Source organism: Streptomyces sp. DG1A-41 (assembly GCF_037055355.1).
In the GTDB taxonomy this organism is placed as follows: domain Bacteria; phylum Actinomycetota; class Actinomycetes; order Streptomycetales; family Streptomycetaceae; genus Streptomyces.
The window spans coordinates 6,816,558-6,842,857 of the sequence record NZ_CP146350.1 but is presented as its reverse complement, the minus strand read 5'-3'; the positions used below and the strand labels follow the sequence as shown (position 1 = coordinate 6,842,857).

Genomic DNA, 26,300 nt, shown 5'->3' with positions numbered 1-26,300 from the left:
GGATACGAGCCGTGGGAATCGCGACGAAGTGAACGATTGTTAGCAGCACTGGCGGGGCAGACGTTGGTCATGGCGCCGGTTTGTGCGACCCTCGCTTCCCTCCGTGCGCCTCCTCTCCGCCTCCCCGCCGATCAGAGCCGCTCGGCACTCTGGGAGACGGCAAGCGCCGCCCACCGCTCGCCGGTCCCCTCCAGTCGACCCGCGTACCGACGACCGGCGAACGGCCGCCTGAATCGGGGGTTGACATGGACACACGGAATTTGAGCTTTCGAGGGCTGGGCGCCACCGCCTCGGCAGGGATCGTCCTCGCGGCGGGCGCCGCCGTCGCCATGGCCGCGCGGTGGCCCGCGTTCCACGCGTTGCGTGCACGGATCGAGCACCTGGAGGAGGCCGCGCAGTCACAGCGCCGGACCGGCTTCGCCCACCAGCAGCGCCTGCACTGGGAGTTGCTGAGCAAGGCGATGGACGACCCGGAGCTGGCAGAGGTGCTGGACGCTTACGACGGGACCGTCTCGCCCAGGAAACTCCGCCAGTTCCTCTTCGCCAACGCCCTCTACACGAACGCCCTGTGCTACTACCGCATGGGCAACATGAGCCGGGAGGAGTTCTTCGGCTTCGCCCGGAGCATGCTTCAGAACCCCGTCTTCAGGGAGTACTGGTACGCCTCCCGCCCGCATCGGGCGACTCTCGTCGACTCCTCCGAGGAGGCCAGGCTGGGACACATGGTCGACGATCTTCTCGCGCAGCTGGAGGACGCGGACACCGACGAGTGGTGGGTGGTCGGGGAACCGCCGGGCGAGTAGTGGCGGACTCGGCCGTAAGCGCCGTACCCTCCGAATCACTCTCCTGAACGCATCACACGGCTGGGCGGTAACGAACCCGTAAACCAGCGCGTTTCCCCAGGTGCCAACAAGGTTGACTACTGCGCATCCCGCGAACCGGGTCGACCACCGCCGAACCGCCGCTCCACGCCGCCCGGTTGTCGAGGCCGCGGTCCTACAGGGCCGCATCGCACCGCAGGCTACAGTGCGCACCAAGCCTCGAGATCAAAAGGAACGCCAGAACAGTGAGCCACATCATCCGTCGGATTGGCACCCCTCCCAGCGCGCGGGGAAGTGCGACTGGTGCCAATTGCCCCGATATCTTCGAGCTGTCCGACGGCAGGTTCGCTGTGATCGGCACCGACGTCACCGAAGAACTCGACGGAAATCTCCCCGGCGACGCGTCCCGGGCCGACTACGAGCGCATCGTGGTGGTCACACGCAGGACGCTCATCGACGCCAAGGCGGACATTCCTGACGCCTGATCTCGTCGGATGCCCGTCACGCGAAGGGCAGTGCCCGTCGCGCCGGCGGGTCAGGCATCCGTCGAGCCGACGCTGCGGCTCGGGCCCGGCCCCTCTTGGTGCCGGGCCGTTCACGCTTTGACGCCGGGCCGTTCGCGTCTCGGGTGCCGCGCCCTTCGTGCTCCGGCGACACCGTCCGTCAGGCAGGCACGGGCGCCGGCGCCTCCGGCCCCACATAGCGCGCCACCGGCCTGATGATCTTCGTGTCCTCCGCCTGTTCCAGGATGTTGGCGCTCCAGCCCACCACGCGCGCGGCGGCGAACGTCGGTGTGAACATCTCGCGGGGCAGGCCGCAGAGTTCCATGACCACGCCCGCGTAATACTCCACGTTGGTGTGGAGTTCACGGCCGGGCTTCAGCTCCGCCAGGATCGCCTCGACATGCCGCTCGACCTCCACGGCGAAGTCCACCCGCGGGCCGCCGAACCCCTGGGCGACCTCGCGCAGCATCCGCGACCGCGGGTCCTCCGTGCGGTAGATCGCGTGCCCGAAGCCCATGATGCGCTCCCCGGCGAGCACCCGCTGCCGCACCCAGGAGTCGATACGGTCCAGGGTGCCGATCGCGTCCAGGGTGTCCAGCGCACGGCTGGGCGCACCCCCGTGCAACGGCCCCGACAGCGCCGCCACCGCACCGGCGAGGCAGGCCGCCACGTCCGCACCCGTCGACGCGACGACCCGGGCCGTGAACGTTGACGCATTGAATCCGTGATCAATGGTTGAGATCAGGTATTGCTCGATCGCCCGTGCGTGCTGCTCGGTCGGCACCGAACCGGTCAACATGTACAGGTAATTGGCCGCGTACGACAGGTCCTCGCGCGGCTCCACGGGCTCGAGCCCCTTCCCCAGCCGGTGCAGCGCGGTGAGCAGCGTGGGTACGGCCGCTGCCGCCTCGAGGGTGTCCTGCCCACGCCGGTCGGCATCGATGTCGTACACGGGCCGGAAGCCCTTGGCCGCGCCCAGCAGCGACAGTGCCGTGCGCATCCCGGCGAGCGGGCCGGAGCGCCCGCCGGCCGCCGCGATGGCCGGCAGGGCCGCTCGTACCTCGTCGGGCAGCCGCCGCAGCGCCGCGGTCTGCGCCGCGAACGCCGCGCTCTGCCCGGCGTCCGGCAGTTCGCCGTGTACGAGCAGGTGCCAGACGTCCTCGAAGGCGCGGGTTCGCGCGAGGTCGACGGCGGAGTACTGCCGGTAGTGGTAGAAGCCCTCGACGCCACGGACGTCACCTACCCGGGTGTCGGTGACGACGACACCGGCGAGTCCCCGTGGTGCGTCGATGAGAGCGGCTGCGGACCTGTTGACGGACATGTCTTCCTCCCTGGACTTGATTCGACTGTCCATGGTTGACTTGACTTGTGTCAATATTGATTGAATCAATACATCATTCAATGGTCCGCTAGGCGGATACGGTGACCCCCATGCACGATCAAGAGCCCGCCTCTCTCGACACGGAACGGCGGCTGAGCACCAAGGAGGCCGCCGAGCTGCTCGGCGTGAAGCCGGAGACCGTGTACGCGTACGTGAGCCGCGGTCAGCTCAGCAGCCGACGGGTGTCCGGCGGCCGGGGCAGCACCTTCGACGCCAGGGAGGTCGAAGCACTCGCCCGGCGCAACAGGCGGGAGAGCGCGGGGAATTCCCCCTCCGGCGGCGAGTTGTCCGTACGGACCCGCATCACGCTCATCGAGAGCGACCGCTACTACTACCGCGGTGTCGACGCGGTCGATCTGGCCACGCGGCACACGTACGAGGAGGTCGCCGAGTGGCTGTGGACGGGCCGGATTCGGCCGGGCAGCACGTTCACCGCGCCTGCCGCCTCGGTCGCCGTCGCCCGCCGCGCCGTCGACGCGCTGCCCGAGCACGCCGCGCCCACCGACCGGCTGCGCGTGGCGACGATCGCCGCCGCGACCGCCGACCCGCTGCGCTTCGACCTGTCCGAGGACGCCGTGCTCGGCACGGCGCGCACCCTCATTCCCACGCTCGTCGCCGCTCTGCCGCCCGCGGGGCACGACCGCCGCGACACCGGGCCCCTGGCCCACCGCCTGTGGACCCGGCTGTCGCCGCGCAAGGACCCCGACGAGGCGTCCCTGCGTGCCCTGGACACCGCCCTCGTGCTCCTCGTCGACCACGACCTGGCCGCCTCCACGCTCGCGGTGCGCGTCGCCGCGTCGGCCCGTGCCCACGCCTACGCGGCGGTCTCCGCCGGGCTCGGCGTGATCGAGGGCCCGCTGCACGGCGCGGCCAGCGGGCTCGCCCACCGGCTGCTCGTCGATGTGCTCGACCAGGGCGACGCCGCGCCCGTGATCGCGGACGAACTGCGCGCCGGCCGCCGTATCCCGGGACTCGGCCACCGGCTCTACCCGGGCGAGGACCCACGCGCGCGCGCCCTGTTCGCCCTGCTGGAGCAGATCCCGCGCGCGGAACCCGCACTCCTCGCGGCCCGGGACATCGTCGAGACCACCGCCCGCCACGCGCCGCTGCACGCCAACGTCGACCTGGCGCTCGCCGTGCTCACCACGTCCTGCGGCATGCCCCCGACCGCGGGCGAGACGATCTTCGCGGTGGCCCGTACGGCGGGCTGGATCGCCCATGCCCTGGAGGAGTACGGCGAGCGCCCGCTGCGCATGCGCCCGAGCGGGCTCTACGCGGGTCCGAAGCCGCCTCAGCCACGACCGGATTAGCGCAGGGCGGGGCCGAGAGTCACCGCGAGCCAACTCAGGTTAGGCTCACCTCTGTGAGTACGTGCTCAAGCGTCTCCCGGGACTCCGACGAGCCCGTTTCGGGAACCGCGGCCACCGCGACGACCTGGCTGCTGCTGGAACAGCCCGGCCCGTGGGGTGCCAAGGCGCTCACTTCGAGCCACCTGGACCCCGCGCTGGGCCGTGCCCTGGAGTCGGCCGCGAAGGACACGGGCGTACGAATCGTGCTGATCCGCCGTCCCGGACGGCACGCGGACCGCAGGATGCCCGCCACACGCCGGGTGTACGCGGCCCACACCGTTCCGGGAAACGTGTGGCTGCACGGCGCCACGACCTCGGACCCCGGGCAGCTCCTCGATCTCGACTTCGCCGCACTCGGCCGGGGCGATCACCGCTCCTTCGACGCGGTGCTCGGCGGACGGCCCCACGACGGTGATCCGCTCGCCCTCGTCTGCACCAACGGCAAGCGCGACCGCTGCTGCGCCCTCCTCGGCCGGCCTCTCGCGGCCGAACTCGCCACGTCCGGGGTCGAGGGCGTCTGGGAGGTCACTCATCTGGGTGGTCACCGCTTCGCCCCGACGGTCCTCGTGCTGCCGTACGGATACGCGTACGGCCGGGCCGAGGCGCACACCCTCAAGGAGGTCCTGCACGGCGCGCGGGAGGGACGGATCGTCGTGGCGGGGTGCCGGGGCAGCTCGGCCTGGGAACGCCCCGGTCAGGCGGCCGAGCTCGCCGTGCGCACCAGGACCGGTGAATACGCAGCGGAGGCGCTGAGCGTCGTACGGACGGCCGGCGCGGCCCCGCGCTGGGAGGTGACCGTCGCCCACGCCGACGGCCGCCGCTGGCAGGTCGAGGTGGTCCAGGGCGCGGCCCTGCCGCCCCGGCAGGAGAGCTGTGGAGCGGCAGTCCTCGGTTCGCCCGCGCGGATGGACGTGGTGGCCGTGCGCGAGGTGAGGGTGACGACGGCGCTCGCGAGCTGAGCGGTCCGCCGGCCGCGGTCCGGACCGTCTCCTCAAGCATTGGTCAAGAGATCCAGGCCACACCCATTACGGCGGGTAGACAGCCCCACGTACCTTCTTGGGTATGAGTCCCACTCCCCCCGCACGCCGCCTGCGCCTCGGCCTGCCCCGGCGGGTGTTCTCGCAGGTGCTGCTGATGCAGGTGGCGATCGCCGCGGGAGTCGCGGTCCTCGCGACCGGGCTGTTCCTCGCGCCCCTGAGCAACCAGCTGGACGACCAGGCGATGCGCCGCGCGCTCGCCATCGCGCAGACCACCGCGCAGCAACCGGGTCTCGCGAACGAGGTGAGGGACACGCCTCCCTCACCGAACGGTCCGGTGCAGCGGGAGGCGGAGCGGATCCGGAAGGCCACCAAGGCCGAGTACATCGTGGTGATGGACTGGCGGGGCGTGCGCTGGTCGCATACCGACCCGAAGCAGATCGGCGGCATCGTCTCGACCGACCCCGGCCAGGCTCTGGCCGGCAAGGAGGTCATGGAGATCGACAGCGGCACCCTGGGCCGTTCCGCCCGCGGCAAGGTGCCGCTGCGTGACAGCGACGGCATGGTCGTCGGCGCCGTCTCGGTCGGCATCGCCTACGACAGCGTCCGGGCCCGGCTGATCCACGCGATCCCGGGACTGCTCGCGTATGCCGGTGGTGCCCTGGCCGTCGGCGCGCTGGCCGCGTGGCTCATCTCCCGGCGGGTCCAGCGGCAGACCAGGGACCTGGCCTTCTCTGACATCGCGTCGCTCCTGTCGGAACGCGAGGCGATGCTGCACGGCATCCGGGAGGGCGTCGTCGCCCTGGACCGCACCGGCCGCATCCGCCTGGTCAACGACGAGGCGCAGCGCCTGCTGGGCATCGGGGACGCGGTGGTGGGCCTCTCCCCCGACGAGGCGCTCGGCGCGGGCCGCACGGCCGACGTGCTGGCCGGGCGCGTGACCGGCACGGACCTGCTCACCGTGCGGGGCCAGCGGGTGCTGGTCGCCAACCGTATGCCCACCGACGACGGCGGCGCCGTGGCGACCCTGCGCGACCGCACCGAGCTGGAGCAACTGGGCCGCGAACTCGACTCCACCCGTGGGCTGATCGACGCCCTGCGCGCCCAGGACCACGAGCACGCCAACCGTATGCACACGCTCCTGGGGCTGCTCGAACTGGAGATGTACGACGACGCCGTCGAGTTCGTCGGCGAAGTGGTCGGTGACCACCGGGCCACCGCGGAACAGGTCACCGAGCGGATCGAGGACCCGCTGCTCGCCGCCCTGCTGGTCGGCAAGGCGACCGTCGCGGCCGAACGGGGCGTCGCGCTGTGGGTGTCGGACCGGACCCGGCTGCCCGACCGGCTGATCGATCCCCAGGGGCTCGTCACCGTCGTCGGCAACCTGGTGGACAACGCCCTCGACGCCGTCGCGGGCAAGCCGCACGCGCGCGTGGAGGTCGAACTGCGCGCCGAGGGTCGTACGGCGATCCTCCGGGTGCGCGACACGGGCCCGGGAATCCCGCCGGAGCACCGCGAGTTGATCTTCACCGAGGGATGGTCCACGAAGAAGCCGCCCGCGCACCGCGAGCGGGGCATCGGACTCTCCCTGGTGCGCAGGCTCGCCGAGCGGCAAGGGGGCAGCGCGACCGTCGGCGAGGCGCACGGCGGGGGTGCGGAGTTCACTGTCGTCCTGCCCGAGGCGCTGGCCGAACCGGGCCCGGAACCGGCCCTGACCGTGCCGTCAGCCCCGCAGACCGCCAAGGAGGAGTCGTGATGATCGAGGTCCTGGTCGTGGACGACGACACCAGGGTCGCGCGGGTCAACGCCGCCTACGTCGAGAAGGTGCCGGGCTTCCATGTCGCCGGCGAGGCCCACTGCGCCGCGGACGCGCTGAGCCGGCTGGAGACGCTGCCCCGGCTGGATCTGGTGCTCATGGACCACTACCTGCCCGACGATACGGGGCTCGCGGTCGTCCAGGAGATGCGCCGGCGCGGCCACCAGACCGACGTGATCATGGTGACGGCGGCCCGGGACGTGACCACCGTGCAGGCGGCGATGCGGCACGGCGCGTTGCAGTACCTGGTCAAGCCGTTCGCCTTCGCGGGCCTGCGCGCCAAGCTGGAGGCGTACGCGGAGCTGCGTCGCACCCTCGACGGCGGCGGGGAGGCGGAGCAGGCCGAGGTGGACCGCATCTTCGGGGCGCTGTCGGCCCCCTCAGAACCGGACCTGCCCAAGGGCCACTCCCCCACCACCGCGGAGCTGGTCCGTCAGTCCCTGATGAACGCGGACGGGCCTCTGTCCGCCCAGGAGATCGCCGAGCGGACCGGGGTGAGCCGCCAGACCGCCCAGCGCTATCTCAAGCTCCTGGAGCGCACGGGACGGGCCAGGCTGACCCTCAAGTACGGCGACGCGGGCCGCCCGGAACACCGTTACGTGTGGGCGACCCGCGCCTAGATGAGTGAGTCCGATGTTCTCAGTGGTCGTAGGCGATGAGAGATCGTTTGACCTTGGCGCCGGTGGTCCAGTTGTGCCAGATGCCGGCCGCCATGGCGAGTAGTCGTTGTGCGGTGCGGGCGAAGACTCCGGCTGTGGTTCTGCCTCCGTGTTGTTCCAGGCTGAGCTGGCCTTTGAGGGTGTCGAAGACGGCCTCGATCCACTGGCGGACGCGGGCCAGGCAGCCGTGCCGGACCGGCTCGTCCTTACGGTCCGGCCGCACCAGGTGGACGCCCAGGCGCTCGGTGAGGAACGCCTCGAACTCCCGCCCGGCGAAACCCTTGTCCGCAAGGATCACCTGACCGCTGTGGATGAGGCGGTGGTCGCGTTCCAGCAGCGCGGTCATCACCTCCCGCTCGCCCAGTTTCGGGTGGGCCAGGCACCAGGTGACGGGCATGCCCTCGGCCGTGGTGAGGAGGTAGAGCCGGAAGCCCCAGAAGAAGCGGGAGTGGCTGCGGCAGTAGCCGTATCCGGCGTGGCCGACCAGGTCGGAGCGTTTGACGGTCTCGCGGGAGGCGGCGCAGGGCAGCGGAGTGGAGTCGATCAGCCGCAGGTCGTCGTTCCAGGTCGGCACCTGCCTGGCATGAGCTTCGATCACACGGCTGATCAGCGGTCCGGCGGCGTTGAGGCGCTTGTTGTAGGCGGACTGCTGGGGCAGGTAGCGAAAGAGGTGTCCCAGTCGGGCGTGGGCGAAGCGGATCCAGTGCCGGGCCGAGGGGAAGCCGAGCAGGACCTGGGCGACAGCCAAGCACAGCAGTTCGGCGTCCGTCAGTTTCGGGGGTCGCCCGATCCGGCGACGAGGGGCTACATGGTCGTCGATGAACACGTACAGTGCCGCCAGAAGGGCGTCCAGGCTGGTAGTCACACACGAGCCAACGGGCGCCCTTCGCCATGGTCGCGACCAGCACACACATCGGACTCATTCATCTAGGGGTGAACAGGTCGACCGGATCTTCAGCGCCCTGCGCACCACCCCGGTCCGCGCGTCCCCGGGGCTGCCGAGCGGCCACTCGGAGCCGACCACGGAACTGATCAGCCGCGCACTGCACCGCGCCGACCACCCGCTCACCGCCAACGAGGTCGCCGTCGAGACCGGACTGAGCCGCTCGACCGCCCAGCGCTACCCGCGCCGCCTGGAACAGTCCGGATGCCTGTGCCTCTCCCCCAAGTACGGCGACACGGGTCGGCCCGAACACCGTTACGCGGGGGCCCCGTAGCCGTACGCCGCTGAAGGCACCGCCGCTACGCCGCTCCCGCCCCGGTCAGCGACCGCACCTCGGTCTCCGCGTGCTTGGCCTCGTCCGGGACCTCTGCCGAGGTGACCGTGCCCAGCCAGCCCGCGAGGAAGCCCAGCGGGATCGAGACCAGGCCTGGGTTCTGCAACGGGAAGTACTGGAAGTCGACGTTCGGGAACAGCGAGTCGGCGCTTCCGGAGACCACCGGGGACAGCACCACGAGCACCAGGGCCGGGACCAGACCGCCATAGACGGCCCATACGGCACCGCGTGTGGTGAAGCCGCGCCAGAACAGGGAGTAGAGCAGCACCGGAAGGTTCGCCGACGCGGCGACGGCGAAGGCGAGGCCCACCAGGAACGCGACGTTGAGGTCCCGCGCCAGCAGGCCGAGGGCGATCGCCACCACGCCGACACCGACGGCGGCGACACGGGCCACGGCCACCTCGCTGCGGAGCTTGCCGCCCGGGCGCCGCAGGGACGCGTACAGATCGTGGGCCACCGACGCCGAGGACGCGAGTGTGATCCCAGCGACCACGGCGAGGATCGTGGCGAAGGCGACAGCGGCGACGATCGCGAAGAGAACCGTTCCGCCCGTGGATCCCGCGCCACCGCCCAGATCGAGCGCCAGCAGCGGAACGGCCGTGTTCCCGGCCGCGTTCGACCCGCGTACCGCGTCCGGCCCCACGATGGCGGCCGCGCCGAATCCCAGCACGATCGTCATCAGGTAGAAACCGCCGATGAGCCCGACGGCCCAAACCACCGACCGGCGTGCGGCGCGCGCGGTGGGCACGGTGTAGAACCGGGACAGGATGTGCGGCAGCCCGGCCGTGCCCAGTACCAGGGCCAGCCCCAGACTGATGAAGTCGAAGCGGGCGGTCCAGTCCCCGCCGTACTTCAGCCCGGGCGCCAGAAACGCCTCCCCGTGACCGCTGCGCTCGGCCGCCGTGAGCAGCAGCCGGTCCAGGTCGCCGTGGAAGCGCACCAGGACGAGCGCCGTCAGCGCGATCGTGCCGCCGAGCAGCAGGACGGCCTTGACGATCTGGATCCACGTCGTCGCCCGCATCCCTCCCAACGACACATAGATCACCATGAGCCCGCCGACCCCGATGACGGTCCAGGCCCGCGCCGCCTCACTCGTGCCCCCGAGCAGCAGCGCCACCAGGCTGCCCGCGCCGACCATCTGCGCCACCAGATACAGAACGGACACGGTGACCGAGGAGGTTCCCGCCGCGATCCGTACCGGCCGCTCCCTCATCCGCGCCGCCACAACATCGGCCAGCGTGAACCGGCCGCAGTTGCGGACCAGTTCAGCCACGAGGAACAGCACCACCAGCCAGGCCACGAGGAATCCGACGACATACAGCAGCCCGTCGTAGCCGAACAGCGCGATGAGCCCGGTGACGCCCAGGAAGGAAGCGGCCGACATGTAGTCACCCGCGATGGCAAAACCATTCTCCATGGGAGAGAAGAGCCGCCCACCCGCGTAGAACTCCTCCGCCGAACCGCGCCGGTTGCGGCTCACCCAGGTCGTGATCGCCAGCGTGACCGCGACGAACCCGCCGAACAGCAGCAGCGCCAGCGTCTGGTGTTCACCCGTCACGAGACACCTCCGTTCACACCGCGCGTCAGCTCCTGTGTGTCCCAGCGCAGTTCGAGCGCCGCCCGGTCCCTGCGCAACCGCGCGTGCCGCGCATACGCCCAGGTGAACAGGAATGTGGTCAGGAACTGCCCGAGCCCCGCCACCAGCGCCACGTTCACCGCCCCCGCCACGGGCCGCGCCATCAACTCCGGCGCGGTCGTGGCAGCCACGACGTAGCCCACATACCAGGCGAAGAACGCTACGAAGGCCGGCACCACGAACCTCCGGAACCGCCGCCGCACCTCCTGGAAGGCAGCGCTGCGCTGCACCTCGAGATACACATCGGCCGCCGCGATCCCGCCCTCCCTGCGAGGAGACGGAACCACGGCCAGCGCCGGCCCCCGGCACCAGCTGACTCGCCCCAGCCGGAAGCGAGGACGTCGTACCAGGGATCGTCGTACCTGAGGTGTCCGGCCTCCTCGGCCGGGCCCAGGCCGGCACCGTCGATTCGCTCGACCGGACTTTCCTGACCAGCCCCATCGCTACGGGGACGGCCCTTGCTTGGCTGCATGCCCAAGGATGGACAGAACGGGGAGATCCCCGACTCCTCTTCCCCTCGCTCTTCACCCCATCAGGTGACTCAACCCGCTGGTGGCCGCACCAGCCCCTTTCCGTACGCGTAACGCACCGCCTGTGCACGGTCCTTGAGCCCCGTCTTGGTGAAGAGGTTGTTGATGTGGGTCTTCACGGTGGCGGTGGAGACATGCAGCCTGCGGCCGATCTCCTGGTTGCTGAGCCCCTCGGCGATGAGCAGCAGCACCTCCGTCTCCCGCACGGTGAGCCCGTCCGGCGCCTCAGGGGGCGAGGCCGGTCTCACCTCGGCCTCCGCCAGACGCTCCAGCAGCCGCCTCTGAACGCTGGGCGAGAGCCCCGCGTCCCCCGACAGCACGCTGTGCACGGCCCGCACGATGTCCTCCCCGCCGGCGTCCTTCGTGAGGTAGCCGCGCGCTCCCGCAGCCAGTGCAGGGAAGAGCGACTCGTCATCGGCGTACGTCGTGAGCACCACGACCTGCGTCCCGGGGTACTCCGCGCGGATCCTGCGGGTCGCCTCCACCCCGTCACAGCGAGGCATGCGCAGGTCCATCAGCACCACGTCCGGGGCGACTTCGGCGACGAGCCGCATCGCCTCCTCCCCGTCCCCCGCCGCGCCGACGACCTCGATCCCGGGCAGCAGACCGAGCAGCATCACGATGCCTTCCCGCACCACGGTCTGGTCGTCCGCGACCACCACCCGAGCGGGCTTCCGCTCGGTCCCCTCCGTCATACCGGCACCTTCAACGTCACCACGAACCCCTCCTCGCCCGGCCCGGCCTCGAGCGAACCGCCCAGCAATTCGGCTCGCTCCCGCATGCCCAGCAGACCGTACCCGGCTCCCGTCCCGGTCAGCTCGCCCGGCGAGCCGCCCGAGTCCCGCACATCCAGGGTCACTCCGTGCGGGTTGTAGTCGAGCCGCAGGCGCACTTTGGCGCCCGGAGCGTGCTTGCGGGCATTCGTCAGAGCCTCCTGGGCCGCTCGGCGCACAGCCTGCGAAGCCTCGGCCGGCATCGCCCTGCGTTCACCCGTGATGGTGACCTCCGCGCCGTCGGCCGTACCCACCAACTGGTTCAGGAACTCCTCCAGCGGGGTCAGATCCCCGCGCAGGGCGGAGAGCGCCTGCCGCGTCTCGGAGAGCCCGCCACGCGCCATCTCCCGCGCCGCCACCACTCGTTCGAGAATCTGCTCCCGTTCCCCGCCACGCTCGATCAGCAGCCGGGCCGCCTCCAGGTGCACGAGCTGGGCGGACAGGCTGTGCGCCAGCACGTCGTGAATCTCCCGCGCTATGCGGGCCCGCTCCGCGAGCGCCGCCGTCTCCGCCTCGGCCGCACGCGCGGCCCGCTCCTGGGCGAGCAGCCGCTGGGCGCTGCCGCGGGCCTCGGCGTCCAGGCGCAGCGTGTATCCGGCCAGGGCGAGGCCGACGCCGGTGACCACGGACGTCAGCACTTCGTCGTGGTTGACGGCCCCGAACGAACCGAGTGCCACGCCTGCTGCGCTGAGGGCGACTGCCGGTGGGAGCCGCTCCAGTGCCGAGACGGCGCATCCGCACCACATGACAAGGGCCGCGACCTTGAAGCCTGACATCTGGGCGGCGACGGCGACACCCTGAAGCAGCGCGAGCGACGCCAGCGACGGCCACAGCCGGTGCTGGAGCGTGGTCCGGAAAAACAGCCAGGCGAGCAGTGCCGCCAGAAGCACCCCTCCGGCTCCGGCCGCCATCTTCCAGCCACGCGCCTCGCTCTCGGCGAAGACACGCCAGATCAGTACGCCGAGGACCAAGGCCCTCACCGTCCAGACCATCAGGCACCGGGAACGGGAGAGTCCCTCGTGGCTGAGTGCCTCCCGGGAAGGCCAGCGTGTCCAGGCGTTCTCCTTCACACGTGCTCCTTCCCCGCAGGCCGCATCATGCTGTCACCGTACGCCCCGCGCGAGTTCACGGCAGGACGCAGCAACTGACCGCGCCAGGCCGGGGTTCCGGTCCGGACGAGCAGGGTGCCGGCCATCCTCAGCAGCACGGCGGTCCTGTCCTGGTGAACGCCCACCGCGGCACCGAGCGCGTAGAGCCCGACGCGCAGCCCGATTCCGACGACCCAGACGGCGACGCTCGCCGTGCTGCTCCTGCTCCACACGGTGCCGTCAGGCTCCGCCCATATGCGGGTGGTCCAGGCCCAGCCGGCCCCGGTGGCCAGACCGACGAGCAGTTCGGCGCCGAGCAGCACCACCGAGACCGTGTGGTGATGGGCGTCGAGTATGCCGGGCTCGCGCAGCGCGACGACGGCCAGGATCGCGGGCAGGAGCCACCAGCGGCGCTCGCCGTCGATGGGGGTTGCGCGGAACTGCCGGGCGATCACCAGCACCGCAACGGCCACGATCACCAGCGCGTCGACGAGCCCGGACATCACAACCTCCGTGAGCGGGAAAGGGGATGCCGGCAGCGGTGCCACCGACGCCTTCGACGCTACGGAAGTCGCCAGGTCATGGGATCGGAGTGCGGGTGGATCACGGGTGGATCCCCGGCCGAGCTGTTTCTCCACCCAGGGGTGGAGAAACAGCTCGGCCGCGACGGCCTGGGCCGCGTTCGGGCCACGTCACCAAAGCCGGTCAGACCGTATCCCAGGACCCAACCAGCACCCGACCCGGAATAGATCACCAGCGCCCCAGCCCTGCCCTGCCCTGCCCTGCCCTGCCCTGCCCTGCCCTGCCCTGTCCTGCCAAAGCCCAGCGCAGCGACTACGCGTCGATCCGCGACCGATCCAGCGTCGCCGCCGAGTTGGAGATGAATTCCTTGCGCGGCGCGACGTCGTTGCCCATCAGCAGATCGAAGACCTGCTCGGCGGCCTCGAGGTCAGAGAGGTTGATCCGGCGCAGAGTGCGGTGGCGCGGGTCCATGGTCGTCTCGGCCAGTTGGTCGGCGTCCATCTCGCCGAGACCCTTGTAGCGCTGGATCGAATCCTTGTAGCGGATGCCTTTGCTCTGGAGCTCCATAAGAGTGTCGCGCAGTTCCCGGTCCGAGTACGTGTAGACGTACTTGTCCTGGCCCTTCTTCGGCTGGACGATCTCGACGCGGTGCAGCGGCGGCACCGCCGCGAAGACCCGGCCGGCCTCGACCATGGGCCGCATGTAGCGGTGGAACAGGGTCAGGAGCAGCGTGCGGATGTGCGAGCCGTCGACGTCGGCGTCGGTCATCATGATGATCTTGCCGTAGCGCGCCGTGTCGATGTCGAAGGTCCGGCCCGATCCGGCTCCTATGACCTGGATGATCGCGCCGCACTCGGCGTTCTTCAGCATGTCCGTCACGGACGACTTCTGGACGTTGAGGATCTTGCCCCGGATCGGCAGCAGCGCCTGGAACTCGGAGTTCCGGGCGAGCTTCGCCGTACCGAGCGCGGAGTCGCCCTCGACGATGAACAGCTCGCTGCGGTCGACGTCGTCGCTGCGGCAGTCGGCGAGCTTCGCCGGCAGCGAGGAGGACTCCAGGGCCGTCTTGCGGCGCTGTGCGTCCTTGTGCTGCCGGGCGGCGATGCGTGTACGGGCCGCTGCGACGGCCTTCTCCATCACGACACGGGCCTGCTGGGCGGCGTCCCGCTTCGTGGACGTCAGGAACGCCTTGAGTTCCTTGGTGACCACGTTGTTCACGATGCGGCGGGCCGCCGAGGTCCCGAGGACCTCCTTGGTCTGGCCTTCGAACTGCGGCTCGGCGAGACGCACGGTGACGACCGCGGTCAGGCCTTCCAGGGCGTCGTCCTTGACGATGTCGTCCTCGGCTACGCGCAGGAGCTTCTTGGCGCGCAGCACCTCGTTCATCGTCTTGGCGACAGCCTGTTCGAAGCCGGCGACGTGTGTACCGCCCTTGGGGGTGGCGATGATGTTGACGAACGACCTGAGCGTCGTGTCGTAGCCGGTCCCCCAGCGCAGCGCGACGTCGACGCCGAGTTCGCGGGTGACCTCGGTGGGCGTCATCTGGCCGTGGTCGTCCAGGACGGGGACCGTCTCCTTGAAGATGCCCTGTCCGGAGAAGCGGAGGACGTCGCAGATCGGCTTGTCGTTCGCCAGGTACTCGCAGAACTCACTGATTCCGCCGTCGAAGCGGAAGGACTCCTCGCCCTTGCTGCCGCCCTCGCCGAGCCCGTACTCGTCGCGCACGACGATGGTCAGGCCGGGCACCAGGAACGCGGTCTGGCGGGCGCGCTGGTGCAGGTTCTCCAGGGAGAGCTTGGCGTCCTTGAGGAAGATCTGGCGGTCGGCCCAGTACCGCACGCGCGTGCCGGTGCGGGTCTTCGGGATCTTCTTGGCCTTGCGCAGGCCGCTTTCGGCCTCGAACTTGGCGTCCGGACCGTTCCCGGCGAAGGCGCCGGGGACACCGCGCCGGAAGCTGATGGCGTGGGTGTGTCCACCGCGGTCGACCTCGATGTCCAGACGGGCGGACAGGGCGTTCACCACGGAGGCGCCGACGCCGTGCAGACCGCCGGAGGCGGCGTACGAGCCGCCGCCGAACTTGCCGCCGGCGTGCAGCTTGGTCATGACGACCTCGACACCGGACAGGCCGGTCTTGGGCTCGACGTCGACCGGGATACCCCGGCCGTTGTCCCGGACCTCGACCGAGCCGTCGTCATGGAGGATGACCTCGATGTGATCGCAGTAACCGCCGAGGGCCTCGTCGACGGAGTTGTCGATGATCTCCCAGAGGCAGTGCATCAGGCCACGGCTGTCAGTGGACCCGATATACATACCGGGGCGCTTCCGCACGGCCTCGAGCCCCTCGAGGACGAGCAGGTGCCGCGCGGTGTAGTTGGACCCGTCCCGGTCTGCTCCTGCCAGCAGAGCTGTGGACGGCACGGACGTCTCGGCGGTCACGCGGTTCGCTCCTCGCTGAATTTCAGATGGGGCCCTCATGGGTAAGGGCGCGGCTTCAGTCACCGGTGAGAGGGTACCGAGGCCTGGTAGAGCCGTTGTAACGCCACCCTCGTCGGAAACTCACCCTAGTCCAGACTCGCATGTTTGTTCGATCCCTCGTTGGAGTGAAGCACACATCACGTTCCCTTCCAGGCATGAACCATTTAGGCTCCGGGCACGTCCTCATGAACAACCGGCAACCCAGCCGGGAGGACCGACCACCGATACAACGCGAAGCCCCGTAAGACACATAGACACGCAATACGGCACATTCGCCGCCAACCGGCAGCAGACAGCCGCCTCGCAAAGATTTTTTCGAGGAAAAGCCACGAGCGGGAACGTTTTGGGGCTGGTTGGATGTTGACCCTGGTACGACAGCTCGTCGAGCTAGAGAAGAGGCGACGTGACTACTGTTCTGACCCCTGCGAGCCAGTTGACGGCCGCTGATCGCTGCGACCGCTGCGGCGCCCAGGCGTACCTGCGCGTCGTTCTGCTCAGCGGCGGAGAGCTGCTCTTCTGCGCCCACCACGGGCGCAAGTTCGAGCCGGAACTCAAGAAGATCGCCGCTGAGATACAGGACGAGACGGAGCGGCTGACGTCCGCTCCCGCGACTGCCTCCGAAGAAGAGCGCTGACACCTCGCGTCCGACGACGAGCCAGCACGGCACAGGCCGGTGAACGGGCGGCTGCCTCCACTATCGAGGCAGCCGCCCGTCCTCGTCCCCGCCAATCCGCTCAGGCTCCGCCGGACGCACCCCGCGCGGTTTCTTCACACCGTACCGGCCGAGCTTGGGCATGATCTTCACACCGGAGTCCAGTCGAGCGTGCGCATGATGTCGGAGACACGCACATACACCCCCGGGCTGCCGGCCGCCCACAGCCGATCCCCCAGGACACGAGCCCGATCAACCGCCCCTGGGCCACCAGCGGCCCCCCGCTGTCGCCCTGGCAGGCGTCCCGGCCTCCCTTCGCCTCTCCGGCGCACAGCATGCTCCTGGCGTCGTAGACGCCACCCGCACCTCCCGGATACGCCTCGTCACAGAGAACATCGGGGAGCACACGCACGCGTGCCGCCCGCAGACTGTTCGAGTACTCCCCGGCGCCCGAGATATCGCCCCATCCGTACACCGTCGCGGCTTCGCCCACGGCGTACGCGGGGTCGCCGGCGGCCGCCATGCCGATGACCGAGCCGACGGGCAGAGGCTCGGCCAGGGTGAGTACGGCGAAGTCCCCGACGTTGCTGGCACCGTCGTAGGCCGGGTTCATCCAGGTGTCTCGCACGGCGATCTCCTGGCCACCGCGGTCCGAGAGCAGGTCCGTGCGCCCCGCTATGACCCTGAGATCGCGTACGCGCTCCGGTGGCCCGCCGAGGACCTCCTCGTCCACGCAGTGGGCCGCCGTGAGCACGGTGCTGCGGCCGACCGCCACTCCGCCGCAGAACTGCCCCGCGCGCGTACCCCCGAACCGGTCACGACTGGACAGGGCCACCGTCCACGGGCTCTCCGACACGTCGACGGGAAATCCCCCTATGACCACCCTGTCGGCGGCCACAGGGGCATTTGAGCCCACTGATAGGGCGGATACCGCGGCTGCCACAACCAGCGGTCGGGCCAGGGCTCGGGCAAAGCGACGACGCATACACGCTCCTCACTCCGTGGTGTCGGCGAGACACCCAGAGTGATCCACCCGGTGGCGGCCCGCACCCGCGGAGAGCGTGAAGAAGGCCCGGTCCCCCGAGGAAAACCGGACCTTCCGCGTCGTACGACCGCGACGACTAGTCGAGGTAGTCGCGCAGCACCTGCGAACGGGACGGGTGGCGCAGCTTCGACATGGTCTTGGACTCGATCTGGCGGATCCGCTCGCGCGTGACGCCGTACACCTTGCCGATCTCGTCGAGGGTCTTCGGCTGACCATCGGTGAGACCGAAGCGCATCGAGACGACACCCGCCTCGCGCTCGGACAGGGTGTCGAGCACGGAGTGCAGCTGCTCCTGGAGGAGCGTGAAGCTGACCGCGTCGGCCGGGACGACCGCCTCCGAGTCCTCGATGAGGTCACCGAACTCGCTGTCGCCGTCCTCGCCCAGCGGGGTGTGCAGCGAGATGGGCTCACGGCCGTACTTCTGGACCTCGATGACCTTCTCCGGGGTCATGTCGAGCTCCTTGGCCAGCTCCTCCGGGGTGGGCTCGCGGCCCAGGTCCTGGAGCATCTGGCGCTGCACGCGCGCGAGCTTGTTGATGACCTCGACCATGTGCACCGGGATACGGATGGTGCGGGCCTGGTCGGCCATGGCGCGGGTGATCGCCTGACGGATCCACCAGGTGGCGTACGTGGAGAATTTGTAGCCCTTGGTGTAGTCGAACTTTTCGACCGCGCGGATCAGACCGAGGTTGCCCTCCTGGATGAGATCCAGGAAGAGCATGCCGCGGCCGGTGTAGCGCTTGGCCAGGGAGACCACCAGACGGAGGTTGGCCTCCAGGAGGTGGTTCTTGGCGCGGCGGCCGTCCTCGGCGATGATCTCCAGCTCACGCTTGAGCTTCGGCGCCAGCTTGTCGGCGTTGGCCAGCTTGTCCTCGGCGAACAGACCGGCCTCGATGCGCTTGGCGAGCTCGACCTCCTGCTCGGCGTTGAGCAGCGGGACCTTGCCGATCTGCTTGAGGTAGTCCTTGACCGGGTCGGCGGTGGCACCGGCGGCGGCGACCTGCTGGGCGGGCGCGTCGTCCTCGTCGTCGTCGGACAGCACGAATCCGGCGTTCTCCGTGCCCTCGGGCTCCTCGCCGGCCTTGCCGGGAGCGGCCTCCTCGAGCACCTCCTCTTCGAGAAGCTCGACGTCGTCCTTCTTGGCGCTGGTCTTCTTCGCGGCTGCCTTCTTGGCAGGCGCCTTCTTCGCGGCTGCCTTCTTGGCGGTCGTCTTCTTGGCGGCTGCCTTCTTGGCAGGTGCCTCTTCCTCGACGGCGGGCTCGGCGGCAGGAGCCGCCGGCGTGGCGGTGGCCTTCCTGGTGGTCACCGCCTTGGCCGCAACCGTCTTGGTGGTGGTGCGCTTGGCGGGACTCTTCGCTGCGACGCTCTTTCGGGTGCGCTTGGGCTCTGCGGCACTGACCATCAGCGTCACACCCTCTTCCTCGAGGATCTGGTTGAGGCTGCGCAGTACGTTCTTCCACTGAGTGGCCGGAATCTGGTCAGCTTCGAAGGCCCGACGCACGTCATCGCCGGCGATCTGCCCCTCAGCCTTTCCCCGCTCAATGAGAGCCATGACAGAGACGGACTCGGCGATCTCCGGCGGGAGCGTACGGGATGTGCTGGCCGACACGAACAACCTCTCGGAACGTTGGAAAACGGCTTCCGGCCCCGTCCACAGTGGACAGGAGCCGACCGCCGGCTTGGGGGTGGGCCGACGGCGCGGGCGGGGGCCGGGAAGATGCACAGCGCCGTGAACGGCGTCCGTATTCCCTCCGCGGCTGTCACCTCTTAGGTCATCGCGTTCTTCCCGCGAGCGTTACGCCCAATTCGCGTGGCCCGAGTCACACCCCGTAAGCGAACAAAATCGATCAGACAGGGGCAAAGCAGGTCGCATCTGGCTGTCAGCCGGCCGCTCCAGCGGATCTGCGGCCCCTTCGCGCCGTCGGACCCCGCGGGATCGCGAGGATCCCGCGGGGTCCGACGGGAGGCGGTTCACCGAACGGGCGCTGCCACAGGAGGGGGGTGGCGCACCCGGCCGCGCCGCCCGCGGAACGCGGTCAGTGCTCGCGCGGAGCGGGCACTACGCGTTCCACCTCGGGGTGGACCGTGAGGAGTTGCCGCATGGCCGCCTCGGCCGCGGCTCCGTCGCCGGCGGCGAGGGCGTCACAGATGCGGCCGTGATGCGCCAGCGAGGTCTCGTTCGGCCGGTCACAGCCCGCGACCGGACCGCCCGAGACCTGGAGGGCCGCGGACACGATCCCGGAGAGGTGCTCCAGCATGCGGTTGCCTGCGACCTGGATGAGCAGCGAGTGGAACTCGGAGTCGGCACGGGAGAAGGTGAGCGCATCACCCTGGGCCATCGCGTGCCCCATGATCTCGACCATGTCCGTCAGGCGCTGCTGGACGTCCTCGCGCCCGTGCCCGGCGGCCAGGCGGGCGGCGAGCGGCTCGATCGTCCAGCGCAGCTCGCTCAGCTCGCGGCGCTGGTCGTCGCGCTGCGGCCCGAAGGCCCGCCACTCGATGATGTCCGGGTCGAGGAGGTTCCAGTCACTGACGGGGCGCACGCGCGTGCCGACGTTCGGGCGGGCGCTCACCAGGCCCTTGGCCTCCAGGACGCGGAGCGACTCGCGGACGACGGTGCGGGAGACCTCGAACCGCTGGCCGATCTCCTCGGGCACGAGCGGACGGTCGGCGCCCAGGTCGCCGGAGACGATCATCTGACCCAGCTGCTGGACGAGTTGGCCGTGCAGCCCGCGTCCGCGGCTGCCCGCGGCGCGTCGGCCCACCCGGCCCAGCTCGGGGTCCCCGCCGCCCCAGGCAGGTGCACCGACGCGGTCGACGGCGGGCGCCTCTGCGTAGGGGTAGCGATCGAGTTCGCCCGGGCTCGCGAGGCCGGAGTCAGCGGAGCGGGCGGCGGTCATCATGGTGTGCGCAAGGGTACTCACGCATCCTTTGTCGGCGCCGTCTCCAACTCCCTTGAGGTCTTTGGTGAAAAGCACACGAAAGGGTGATCGCTCACCCCATCGCAATTGACGCCTTATCGGAAAGAAATGGGCGTTCTGCGGGGAGTTGTGCGCACGGCCGGACTCAGGGTTACGGACAGTCGTCACCGGAACCGGCTCCGCAGTGCGGTCAGCAGATACGCGAAGAGCAGTGCGGTCAGCGACAACGTCAGTGCGCCGCCGACCGGTTGGGAGATCGCACTCAGCGCGGCTTCCAGGTAGCGCTCTCCCCCGAAGGGCCATCGCGGCAGCAGAGCCTCGCGCAGCCGCATGGGAAGTCCCGCCGCGGTCCGCACGGACGGCCCCTCCAGGACCTCGTGCACCGCGGGTACGACGAGGAGCGGCACGGCGGCCACGGCGGCGAGCCCGGCCGTGGTGGACCGGAAGACGCCTGCGGCCAGAACGCCCGCCCAGGCGCAGCCGACCATCAGCCCGATCCAACTCGCACTCAGCGAAAGCCAGTCGGCGGGAACCTGGGCGAGCTCCCGTCCGTAGATGAGATAGAGCACCTCGGCGTCGCAGCCGACGGTGAGGACGGCCAGCATCAGCGCGGTGGCCGTGGCGACGAGCAGTTTGGCGACCAGCAGCCCCAGCCGGCGGGGCACGGTGCCGCGGTCCGCGGCCAGGGCGGGGTGGCGAAACTCGTCGCCGAAGGCCAGCGCGCCGAGCAGCCCCGCGCCGAGCGCTGCGGGCGGCAGGGGCAGCTCCTGTGGCCACGCGGCCAGCAGGCGTGGCTGCGGGGTGTGCCCGATACGGGCGAGCACGACGGCGGTCACGGCGGACACGACGAGCACGGCGGCCCCGGTGAGGAACCCGGTGCCGATCCCGGCGGCACGGCGGATCTCGTAACGGAGTGGACGCAGGGGGCTGGGGGCGGGGCGGACGGCGATGGGAGGCGGCAGAGGGGGCAGTGCGTCGAGCGTGCGTGCCGTGCGGGCATCGGCGCGGTGGAACGCGCGAGGTGTCGTCCTCTCCTGAGGACGGGCCTCGGTGTCGGACGGGTGGCCGGCCGAGGGGGCGTCCGAGCGCTCGTGCGGCTCGACGGCGGGCTGCGCGTGCCCGGCGGGGGGCAAGGGCTCGTCGGCGACCGGCTTTGGTGCATCGACGGTGGGTCGTGGCTCAGCCGGGGGTCGCGGCTCGACGGTAGCGGCCACGGGATCGGCGGTGACCGGGGGCAGCTTCGACGCGTCAACGGCGGGGCTTGACTCAGCCGCAGGTCGCGGCTCGACGGTAGCGGCCACGGGATCGGCGGTGACCGGGGCCGGCTTCGACGCGTCGAGGGTGGGTTGCGGACCACCGTTGGCGGCCTGGGGCGCGACGGTCGCCCGGTGCGCATCGGTGACGTGCCCTGGCCTGGCATCCGCGCACTCCGGCTCCACGTCGACGTGTTCGAGCATGTCGGCAGACGTTCCCGCCGTGCCGGCCCCGTGCGACTCGCCCGCCGTCTGCCCTGCCTTGCCCGGGCCCGGGTCACGGCCACCCTGCGGCTCACCTGTCTGCGCTACTCCCGCCCCGGGCCCCATGTCGCCGATTTCGTCGGCGAGTTGGTGCACGAGGATGCCGTGGCGGAACGCCGTCTCACCGACCTCCGCGCAGGTACTGCCGTACACGGAGAGGCGGTTGCCGCCTTCTCGTACGACTTCGACGGAGCGCTGGGCGATGCGGGCCTGCTTGGCCAGGAGAGCCGCCAGACGGGCCGCGTGCGGGCTGCGTACGGCGACCCGGGGACGCAGGCGGGTGCGCGAGAACTCCGCGGCCTCCTGGTCGGCCACGAGTCTGCCCTGTTCCAGCGTGACGACGCGGTCGGCGGTGCGCGCGGCCTCCTTGGGGTCGGCCGTGGTGAACAGGACCGTGCCGCCCTGGGTGGCGTGTGCGCGCAGCATGCCGTGCAGCCAGTGACTCTCGCGGGCGGACAGCCCGTCGGCGGGATCGTCGAGGACGAGCGTGTGAGGGTCGGCCAGGAGGGCGCAGGCCAGACCCAGGCGGCGGTCCATGCCGCGCGAGAGGGTGCCGAGGCGTTCGTCGCGCAGGCTCACCAGCCCGACCGCATCGAGCACTTCGTCGGCTCGCCGGACCGAAACCCCTGTGGCGGCACACAGCATGCGCAGATGACCGCGGACCGTGCGGGCCGGGTGCCCCGGCACGTCGCCCAGCAGCACACCGACCTCGCGCGAGGGGTGGGCGATGCGGTGCAGGGGGCGGCCCCGGAAGTAGGTGATGCCCCGGCCCTGTTGGAGTTCCAGCATGAGCCTGAGGACTGTCGTCTTGCCGGCGCCCGGTGCTCCGAGCAGCGCGGTGACGCACCCCGCTCGCGCCTCGAAGGAGACGTCGTCGGCTGCGGGCGGAAGCTCTTTGCGGGGGTTGCTGGTCAGTCCGAAGGCCTGGATCACCCGCAGCAAGATAGCGCGCTATGTCCGGTTTTCCGGGCACCACGAGGCCTGCTTCGGGCACGACGATCACCCTTCTCCGGGCCGGGCGCGTGGCGTTCCGGACTCGTCAGACCTCGGGGCGCAGCATCGGAGGGTTGAGCAGAGTCGCACCGCCGGCGCGGAAGAGCTGAGCCGGGCGGCCGCCCTGGCGGGTGGTCGTCCCACCGGTGGGGACGAGGAAGCCCGGTGTGCCCGTGACCTTGCGGTGGAAGTTGCGCGGGTCGAGTGCCACGCCCCACACCGCCTCGTAGACACGGCGCAGCTCTCCGACGGTGAACTCGGGCGGGCAGAAGGCAGTGGCCAGCGACGAGTACTCGATCTTGGAGCGAGCACGCTCCACTCCGTCCGACAGGATCTGCGCATGGTCGAACGCGAGCGGCGCGACCGGCTCGGCGTCCCGCCCGTAACCGCCCTGGTGCAGCAGTTCCTCCACCGGGGCCCAGCGCGCGTTGCTGGCGTCGCCGCCGGCCCGGGCGCAGGCAGGTCGGGAGCGAGGGCTAGGTGGGCGACACTGACGACCCGCATCCTGGGGTCCCGCTTGGGGTCGCCGTAGGTGGCGAGCTGCTCCAGGTGCGCCCCGTGGTCCTGCGCGGGGGCGGACGGGTCGTGGACGCGCAGTCCGGTCTCCTCGGCCAGCTCGCGTGCCGCGGCCTGTGCCAGATCCTCGTCGGCTCGTACGAAGCCGCCGGGGAGCGCCCAACGCCCCTGGAACGGCGGTTCGCCCCTGCGTACCGCCAGCGCGCACAGGGCATGGCGGCGCACGGTCAGCACGACCAGGTCCACAGTGACGGCGAAGGGCGGAAACGCTGACGGGTCGTAGGGCATGCGGCGATCATAGTCGTCTGCCTGACGATAAACACTCCCTTCGGCGGTCGCATCGGCGACTGATCCACTTCGGTCGGATATGGACACCACTGGCCAGCCCGCTTGGCTGACGGTTGAATGTCGTACCAGGTCACACCCCCAGTTGAAGTCCGTCGGCCGCCTCCTCGACCATGGCGAGGCCGAGCCGGCTGACCCGCACGGAGAACGGGGCGCCCGCGATCCGCAGTCCGGTGAAGCCGATCTCGCCCAGGGGCGAGCTGCGCATGGGGCGCAGGGTGACCGTCCCGGCCGGGGCGTCGGGGCGGATGCCGGCGAGCGTGGTCAACAGCAGCACTCCGGCGGCCGCCGATGTGGCCGCCGGGCGGCAGGCCGCCGGGTGCGGGAGGGGAGCGCTCCCCTCCGTGCGCTGTTCCCCCGCGTACATGTCGGGCAGCCGGTGGGCGAAGGTCTCGGCGGCCGCGAGTACGCCGCGCAGCAGCGAGGTCGCCTCCTTCTCGTAGCCGGCGGCGGCCAGACCCGCGACGGCGAGTGCGGTCTCCTGGACCCGTACGGCCCCGGCGCGGTGGCCGAACGGATTGAATCCCGGTTCCTTCGCACCCAGTCCACGCAGGCCCCAACCGGAGTCCATGACGGGGCTGCCGAAAAGCCGGGCGAGGTTCTCGGTCTGAACCTTGTCGAGCAGACCGGGCGCCAAGACGCCCTCGCCCAGCAGTCCGGTGTCGAGGAGGTGGACGGCGGCCGCGCCCAGATGAGGCACGGGCCTGCCGTCCGGGGCACGGGCTGCCGCGGGCCGGCCGCCCCCGCGGTCGTCGACCCAGAAGTCCTTGCGGAAGGCGGTTCTCAAGGCCTGCGCCCACTGCCGGAGTGCCGCACCACCCGTGCGGCCGCAGGCGTCGAGCAGGTCGGCGCCCAGGAGTGCCGCGCGGTGAGCGTGGGCCTGTGTCTCGCATCGGACGGGACCGCCGGGGTGCGGGTCGCGCAGGTACGGGTCGTCGCCCACGGTCGTTCGCAGCCAGGTCAGACAGCGCTCGGCGGCAGGCAGTAGTTCCTCCGTCTCCTGCTCGCCGAGGCCCCAGCGGCGGGCCTCGGCGAGCAGTGCGGGGAACAGCAGCGTGGCCTCCGTACCGGTGCACTGCGGCGGAAGGTGCGGGCCTGCGTCCCGTCTCGGGCCGGGGATCGTCCCGGACTGCGGTCCCGGGCCGCAGAGTTGGGTACGGGCGAGGATCCGCAGTGTCCCCGCTGCCAGGCCCGTACCGAGCGGCAGGGCCATCCGGGCGGCCACGAGCGCGTCGGCCGGGGCCAGACCGCAGCGCCAGGGTGCCCCGGCCGCGAGGTGGGTGTCGGCGGGGTGCGCGGAATCACGCAGCAGGAGGGCCTGGAGATCCTCGATGCTCGTGCTCAGGAGTGCGGGGACTCCGGGGTCGTCTCCTTCCGCTCGCGCCGCGGCCAGAGGGCTGGTCGCCGCGCGGCCCACGGCTCGGAGGGGACCGGCGCCGTCCGGCCGCACCCGCAGCTCCACGCTTCTGCTGCCGCCCGGTGGCAGGTCGAGCTCCCACCGCAGCAGTCCGGCCGAGGCCAGGGCGTCCGAGGGAGGCGGTGCGGCCGTGACGGACGCGTTTCCGGTGGCGCAGGACCAGCGCAGGCCGGAGTCGTGGACACTGGCGGGGAGCTCGGGTCCGGCGCGGCCCGAGGCGATCGACCCGAGGTCGGCCAGGTCCGTGCCCAGGGACACCTCGACGGGCAGACGCAGCGGGCGGGGAGCCGCGCTGTGCAGGGTGATCCGCTCCGTGCCGTCCGCGAGACGGTTGCGTTCCACGACCACGTCCGGGTCCGGGCCTGCCTGTGGCGACGTGCGAAGCGTGCCCACGAACCTGGCGCGGTCGGCGGCAGCCATACGGGCCTGGACGGCGAGCGGTTCCCGCCCGGCCACGCGGATCTCGCACCGGGAGAGCACGCGTCGGCCGGCTCGGTAGAACCCCTCCAGCCCCCGGCCGGTCATCTGCCCTCCCTCCGTCGAGATGGCCAGACCGGGAAGAGCGACGCAGATCATCAAGGTGTGGGCGGGCGGCAGGTCGGCAGACCAGCGCAGACCGGGGATCGTGGCGCCTCGGGGAAGCCCGGCGGGCTGCCCCGTGGAGGACGGGCCCCGGCTCTGAGCCAAGGGCGGCGAGGGCAAGCCGTACCCGGACCCGGAACCAGGGTGACGGCTCTGGCCCGCCCCATTGGGGGACGAACGGCCCCCGTCCGGTGTCGAGGGCGGACACGAATCCGGTCCGGTGGGCAGCGAGGCGGGTGAGGCACCCCCGGGGAACCTGGGCCCGAATCCGTCGACGACACGTGCCGTCGGCCGCGGAGCGACGTCCTGGGCCCCCGACCGCGGAGCCCCGGCCCCGGACAGGCCAGGGCCCGACCTCCGGGGCGGCGGGGTTCCACCCGGGGCGTGGGGGTCGTCGGTGGCGGAGGAGGGCGGAGTCGGCTGATGCATGGAGAGGCTTCCTCTGCGCTCTGTGCGCCTCGATCGAGTTCGGCGCCGGTGCCGGAGGGCTCCGACGGGGCAGGGG

At 70.8% G+C, this 26,300-nt stretch carries 18 protein-coding genes and 4 pseudogenes; 8 read left to right on the top strand and 14 right to left on the bottom strand.

What is annotated here, in order from left to right; translation table 11 throughout:
• The first annotated feature begins 260 nt into the window (after window positions 1-260).
• Together V8690_RS31990 and V8690_RS31985 are read left to right on the top strand one after the other, a co-directional pair.
• A complete protein-coding gene (locus tag V8690_RS31990) occupies window positions 261-803 on the top strand; it encodes a DUF6082 family protein (protein ID WP_338783564.1) in 543 nt (180 codons plus the stop codon).
• A 263-nt stretch (window positions 804-1,066) separates the two neighbouring features.
• On the top strand, window positions 1,067-1,306 hold the full coding sequence (locus V8690_RS31985) for a hypothetical protein (protein WP_338783563.1): 240 nt from the start codon (window positions 1,067-1,069) through the stop codon (window positions 1,304-1,306).
• A gap of 178 nt (window positions 1,307-1,484) precedes the next feature.
• Here the strand turns inward: V8690_RS31985 and V8690_RS31980 are convergent, their stop codons facing one another.
• Window positions 1,485-2,645 (bottom strand): citrate synthase, encoded by a 1,161-nt coding sequence (locus V8690_RS31980; RefSeq protein WP_338783562.1) that lies wholly within the window; start codon window positions 2,643-2,645, stop codon window positions 1,485-1,487.
• 110 nt (window positions 2,646-2,755) lie between these two features.
• On the opposite strand from V8690_RS31980, the gene V8690_RS31975 reads away from it, so the two are divergent.
• From V8690_RS31975 to V8690_RS31960, 4 genes are all read left to right on the top strand, one after another.
• Window positions 2,756-4,015: a citrate synthase family protein gene (locus V8690_RS31975; RefSeq protein ID WP_338783561.1), complete on the top strand. Its 1,260-nt coding sequence runs from the start codon at window positions 2,756-2,758 to the stop codon at window positions 4,013-4,015.
• Between the two features lie 53 nt (window positions 4,016-4,068).
• Window positions 4,069-5,013 carry a sucrase ferredoxin gene (locus V8690_RS31970; protein WP_338783560.1) on the top strand — a complete coding sequence of 315 codons (945 nt, stop codon included), beginning with the start codon at window positions 4,069-4,071 and terminating at the stop codon, window positions 5,011-5,013.
• Between the two features lie 103 nt (window positions 5,014-5,116).
• A complete protein-coding gene (locus V8690_RS31965; RefSeq protein WP_338783559.1) occupies window positions 5,117-6,787 on the top strand; it encodes a sensor histidine kinase in 1,671 nt (556 codons plus the stop codon).
• Complete coding sequence (locus tag V8690_RS31960; protein WP_338785526.1) at window positions 6,787-7,467, top strand: response regulator; 681 nt, start codon at window positions 6,787-6,789, stop codon at window positions 7,465-7,467. The genes V8690_RS31965 and V8690_RS31960 overlap by 1 nt, the downstream gene beginning before the upstream one ends.
• Before the next feature lie 19 nt (window positions 7,468-7,486).
• On the opposite strand, the gene V8690_RS31955 is transcribed toward V8690_RS31960, so the two are convergent.
• The gene (locus V8690_RS31955) at window positions 7,487-8,371 is read right to left on the bottom strand and encodes an IS982 family transposase (protein WP_338783558.1); all 885 of its coding nucleotides are present in this window, start codon (window positions 8,369-8,371) and stop codon (window positions 7,487-7,489) included.
• Between the two features lie 58 nt (window positions 8,372-8,429).
• Here V8690_RS31955 and V8690_RS31950 point away from each other — a divergent pair.
• Window positions 8,430-8,723 (top strand): annotated as a pseudogene (locus V8690_RS31950) (helix-turn-helix domain-containing protein); the annotation flags it as partial.
• Window positions 8,724-8,748: 25 nt separating this feature from the next.
• Here V8690_RS31950 and V8690_RS31945 read toward each other — a convergent pair.
• From V8690_RS31945 to V8690_RS31920, 6 genes and pseudogenes are all read right to left on the bottom strand, one after another.
• On the bottom strand, window positions 8,749-10,341 hold the full coding sequence (locus V8690_RS31945) for a cation acetate symporter (protein ID WP_338783557.1): 1,593 nt from the start codon (window positions 10,339-10,341) through the stop codon (window positions 8,749-8,751).
• Window positions 10,338-10,891 (bottom strand): annotated as a pseudogene (locus V8690_RS31940) (DUF485 domain-containing protein). The gene V8690_RS31945 and the pseudogene V8690_RS31940 overlap by 4 nt, the downstream one beginning before the upstream one ends.
• Before the next feature lie 69 nt (window positions 10,892-10,960).
• Window positions 10,961-11,644, bottom strand: a complete 684-nt coding sequence (locus tag V8690_RS31935; RefSeq protein ID WP_338783556.1) for a response regulator transcription factor — start codon at window positions 11,642-11,644, stop codon at window positions 10,961-10,963.
• Window positions 11,641-12,792 (bottom strand): histidine kinase, encoded by a 1,152-nt coding sequence (locus tag V8690_RS31930; protein WP_338783555.1) that lies wholly within the window; start codon window positions 12,790-12,792, stop codon window positions 11,641-11,643. The genes V8690_RS31935 and V8690_RS31930 overlap by 4 nt, the downstream gene beginning before the upstream one ends.
• Window positions 12,789-13,313 (bottom strand): DUF1453 domain-containing protein, encoded by a 525-nt coding sequence (locus V8690_RS31925; protein ID WP_338783554.1) that lies wholly within the window; start codon window positions 13,311-13,313, stop codon window positions 12,789-12,791. The genes V8690_RS31930 and V8690_RS31925 overlap by 4 nt, the downstream gene beginning before the upstream one ends.
• 331 nt (window positions 13,314-13,644) lie before the next feature.
• Window positions 13,645-15,768, bottom strand: coding sequence for a DNA topoisomerase IV subunit B (locus V8690_RS31920; protein ID WP_338783553.1), 2,124 nt, complete (start codon window positions 15,766-15,768; stop codon window positions 13,645-13,647).
• Between the two features lie 442 nt (window positions 15,769-16,210).
• On the opposite strand from V8690_RS31920, the gene V8690_RS31915 reads away from it, so the two are divergent.
• Window positions 16,211-16,441, top strand: a complete 231-nt coding sequence (locus V8690_RS31915; protein ID WP_010034922.1) for a hypothetical protein — start codon at window positions 16,211-16,213, stop codon at window positions 16,439-16,441.
• A 167-nt stretch (window positions 16,442-16,608) separates the two neighbouring features.
• Here the strand turns inward: V8690_RS31915 and V8690_RS31910 are convergent.
• From V8690_RS31910 to V8690_RS31885, 6 genes and pseudogenes are all read right to left on the bottom strand, one after another.
• Window positions 16,609-17,444, bottom strand: a pseudogene (locus tag V8690_RS31910) (serine protease).
• Window positions 17,445-17,580: 136 nt separating this feature from the next.
• The gene (locus tag V8690_RS31905; protein WP_338783552.1) at window positions 17,581-19,113 is read right to left on the bottom strand and encodes an RNA polymerase sigma factor; all 1,533 of its coding nucleotides are present in this window, start codon (window positions 19,111-19,113) and stop codon (window positions 17,581-17,583) included.
• 427 nt (window positions 19,114-19,540) lie between these two features.
• Window positions 19,541-20,428 carry an FCD domain-containing protein gene (locus tag V8690_RS31900; RefSeq protein ID WP_338783551.1) on the bottom strand — a complete coding sequence of 296 codons (888 nt, stop codon included), beginning with the start codon at window positions 20,426-20,428 and terminating at the stop codon, window positions 19,541-19,543.
• Between the two features lie 161 nt (window positions 20,429-20,589).
• Window positions 20,590-22,875, bottom strand: a complete 2,286-nt coding sequence (locus V8690_RS31895; RefSeq protein ID WP_338783550.1) for an ATP-binding cassette domain-containing protein — start codon at window positions 22,873-22,875, stop codon at window positions 20,590-20,592.
• Between the two features lie 106 nt (window positions 22,876-22,981).
• A pseudogene (locus tag V8690_RS31890) lies at window positions 22,982-23,739 on the bottom strand (NUDIX hydrolase).
• A gap of 130 nt (window positions 23,740-23,869) precedes the next feature.
• Window positions 23,870-25,789: a glycogen debranching N-terminal domain-containing protein gene (locus V8690_RS31885; protein WP_338785525.1), complete on the bottom strand. Its 1,920-nt coding sequence runs from the start codon at window positions 25,787-25,789 to the stop codon at window positions 23,870-23,872.
• Window positions 25,790-26,300: the final 511 nt, after the last annotated feature.

Bases quoted from the DNA above. Each gene is read 5' to 3' on its own strand.
- V8690_RS31925 (WP_338783554.1), bottom strand. From the start codon at position 13,313: ATGTCCGGGCTCGTCGACGCGCTGGTGATCGTGGCCGTTGCGGTGCTG.
- V8690_RS31975 (WP_338783561.1), top strand. From the start codon at position 2,756: ATGCACGATCAAGAGCCCGCCTCTCTCGACACGGAACGGCGGCTGAGC.
- V8690_RS31885 (WP_338785525.1), bottom strand. From the start codon at position 25,789: ATGATCTGCGTCGCTCTTCCCGGTCTGGCCATCTCGACGGAGGGAGGG.
- V8690_RS31935 (WP_338783556.1), bottom strand. From the start codon at position 11,644: ATGACGGAGGGGACCGAGCGGAAGCCCGCTCGGGTGGTGGTCGCGGAC.
- V8690_RS31980 (WP_338783562.1), bottom strand. From the start codon at position 2,645: ATGTCCGTCAACAGGTCCGCAGCCGCTCTCATCGACGCACCACGGGGA.
- V8690_RS31960 (WP_338785526.1), top strand. From the start codon at position 6,787: ATGATCGAGGTCCTGGTCGTGGACGACGACACCAGGGTCGCGCGGGTC.
- V8690_RS31965 (WP_338783559.1), top strand. From the start codon at position 5,117: ATGAGTCCCACTCCCCCCGCACGCCGCCTGCGCCTCGGCCTGCCCCGG.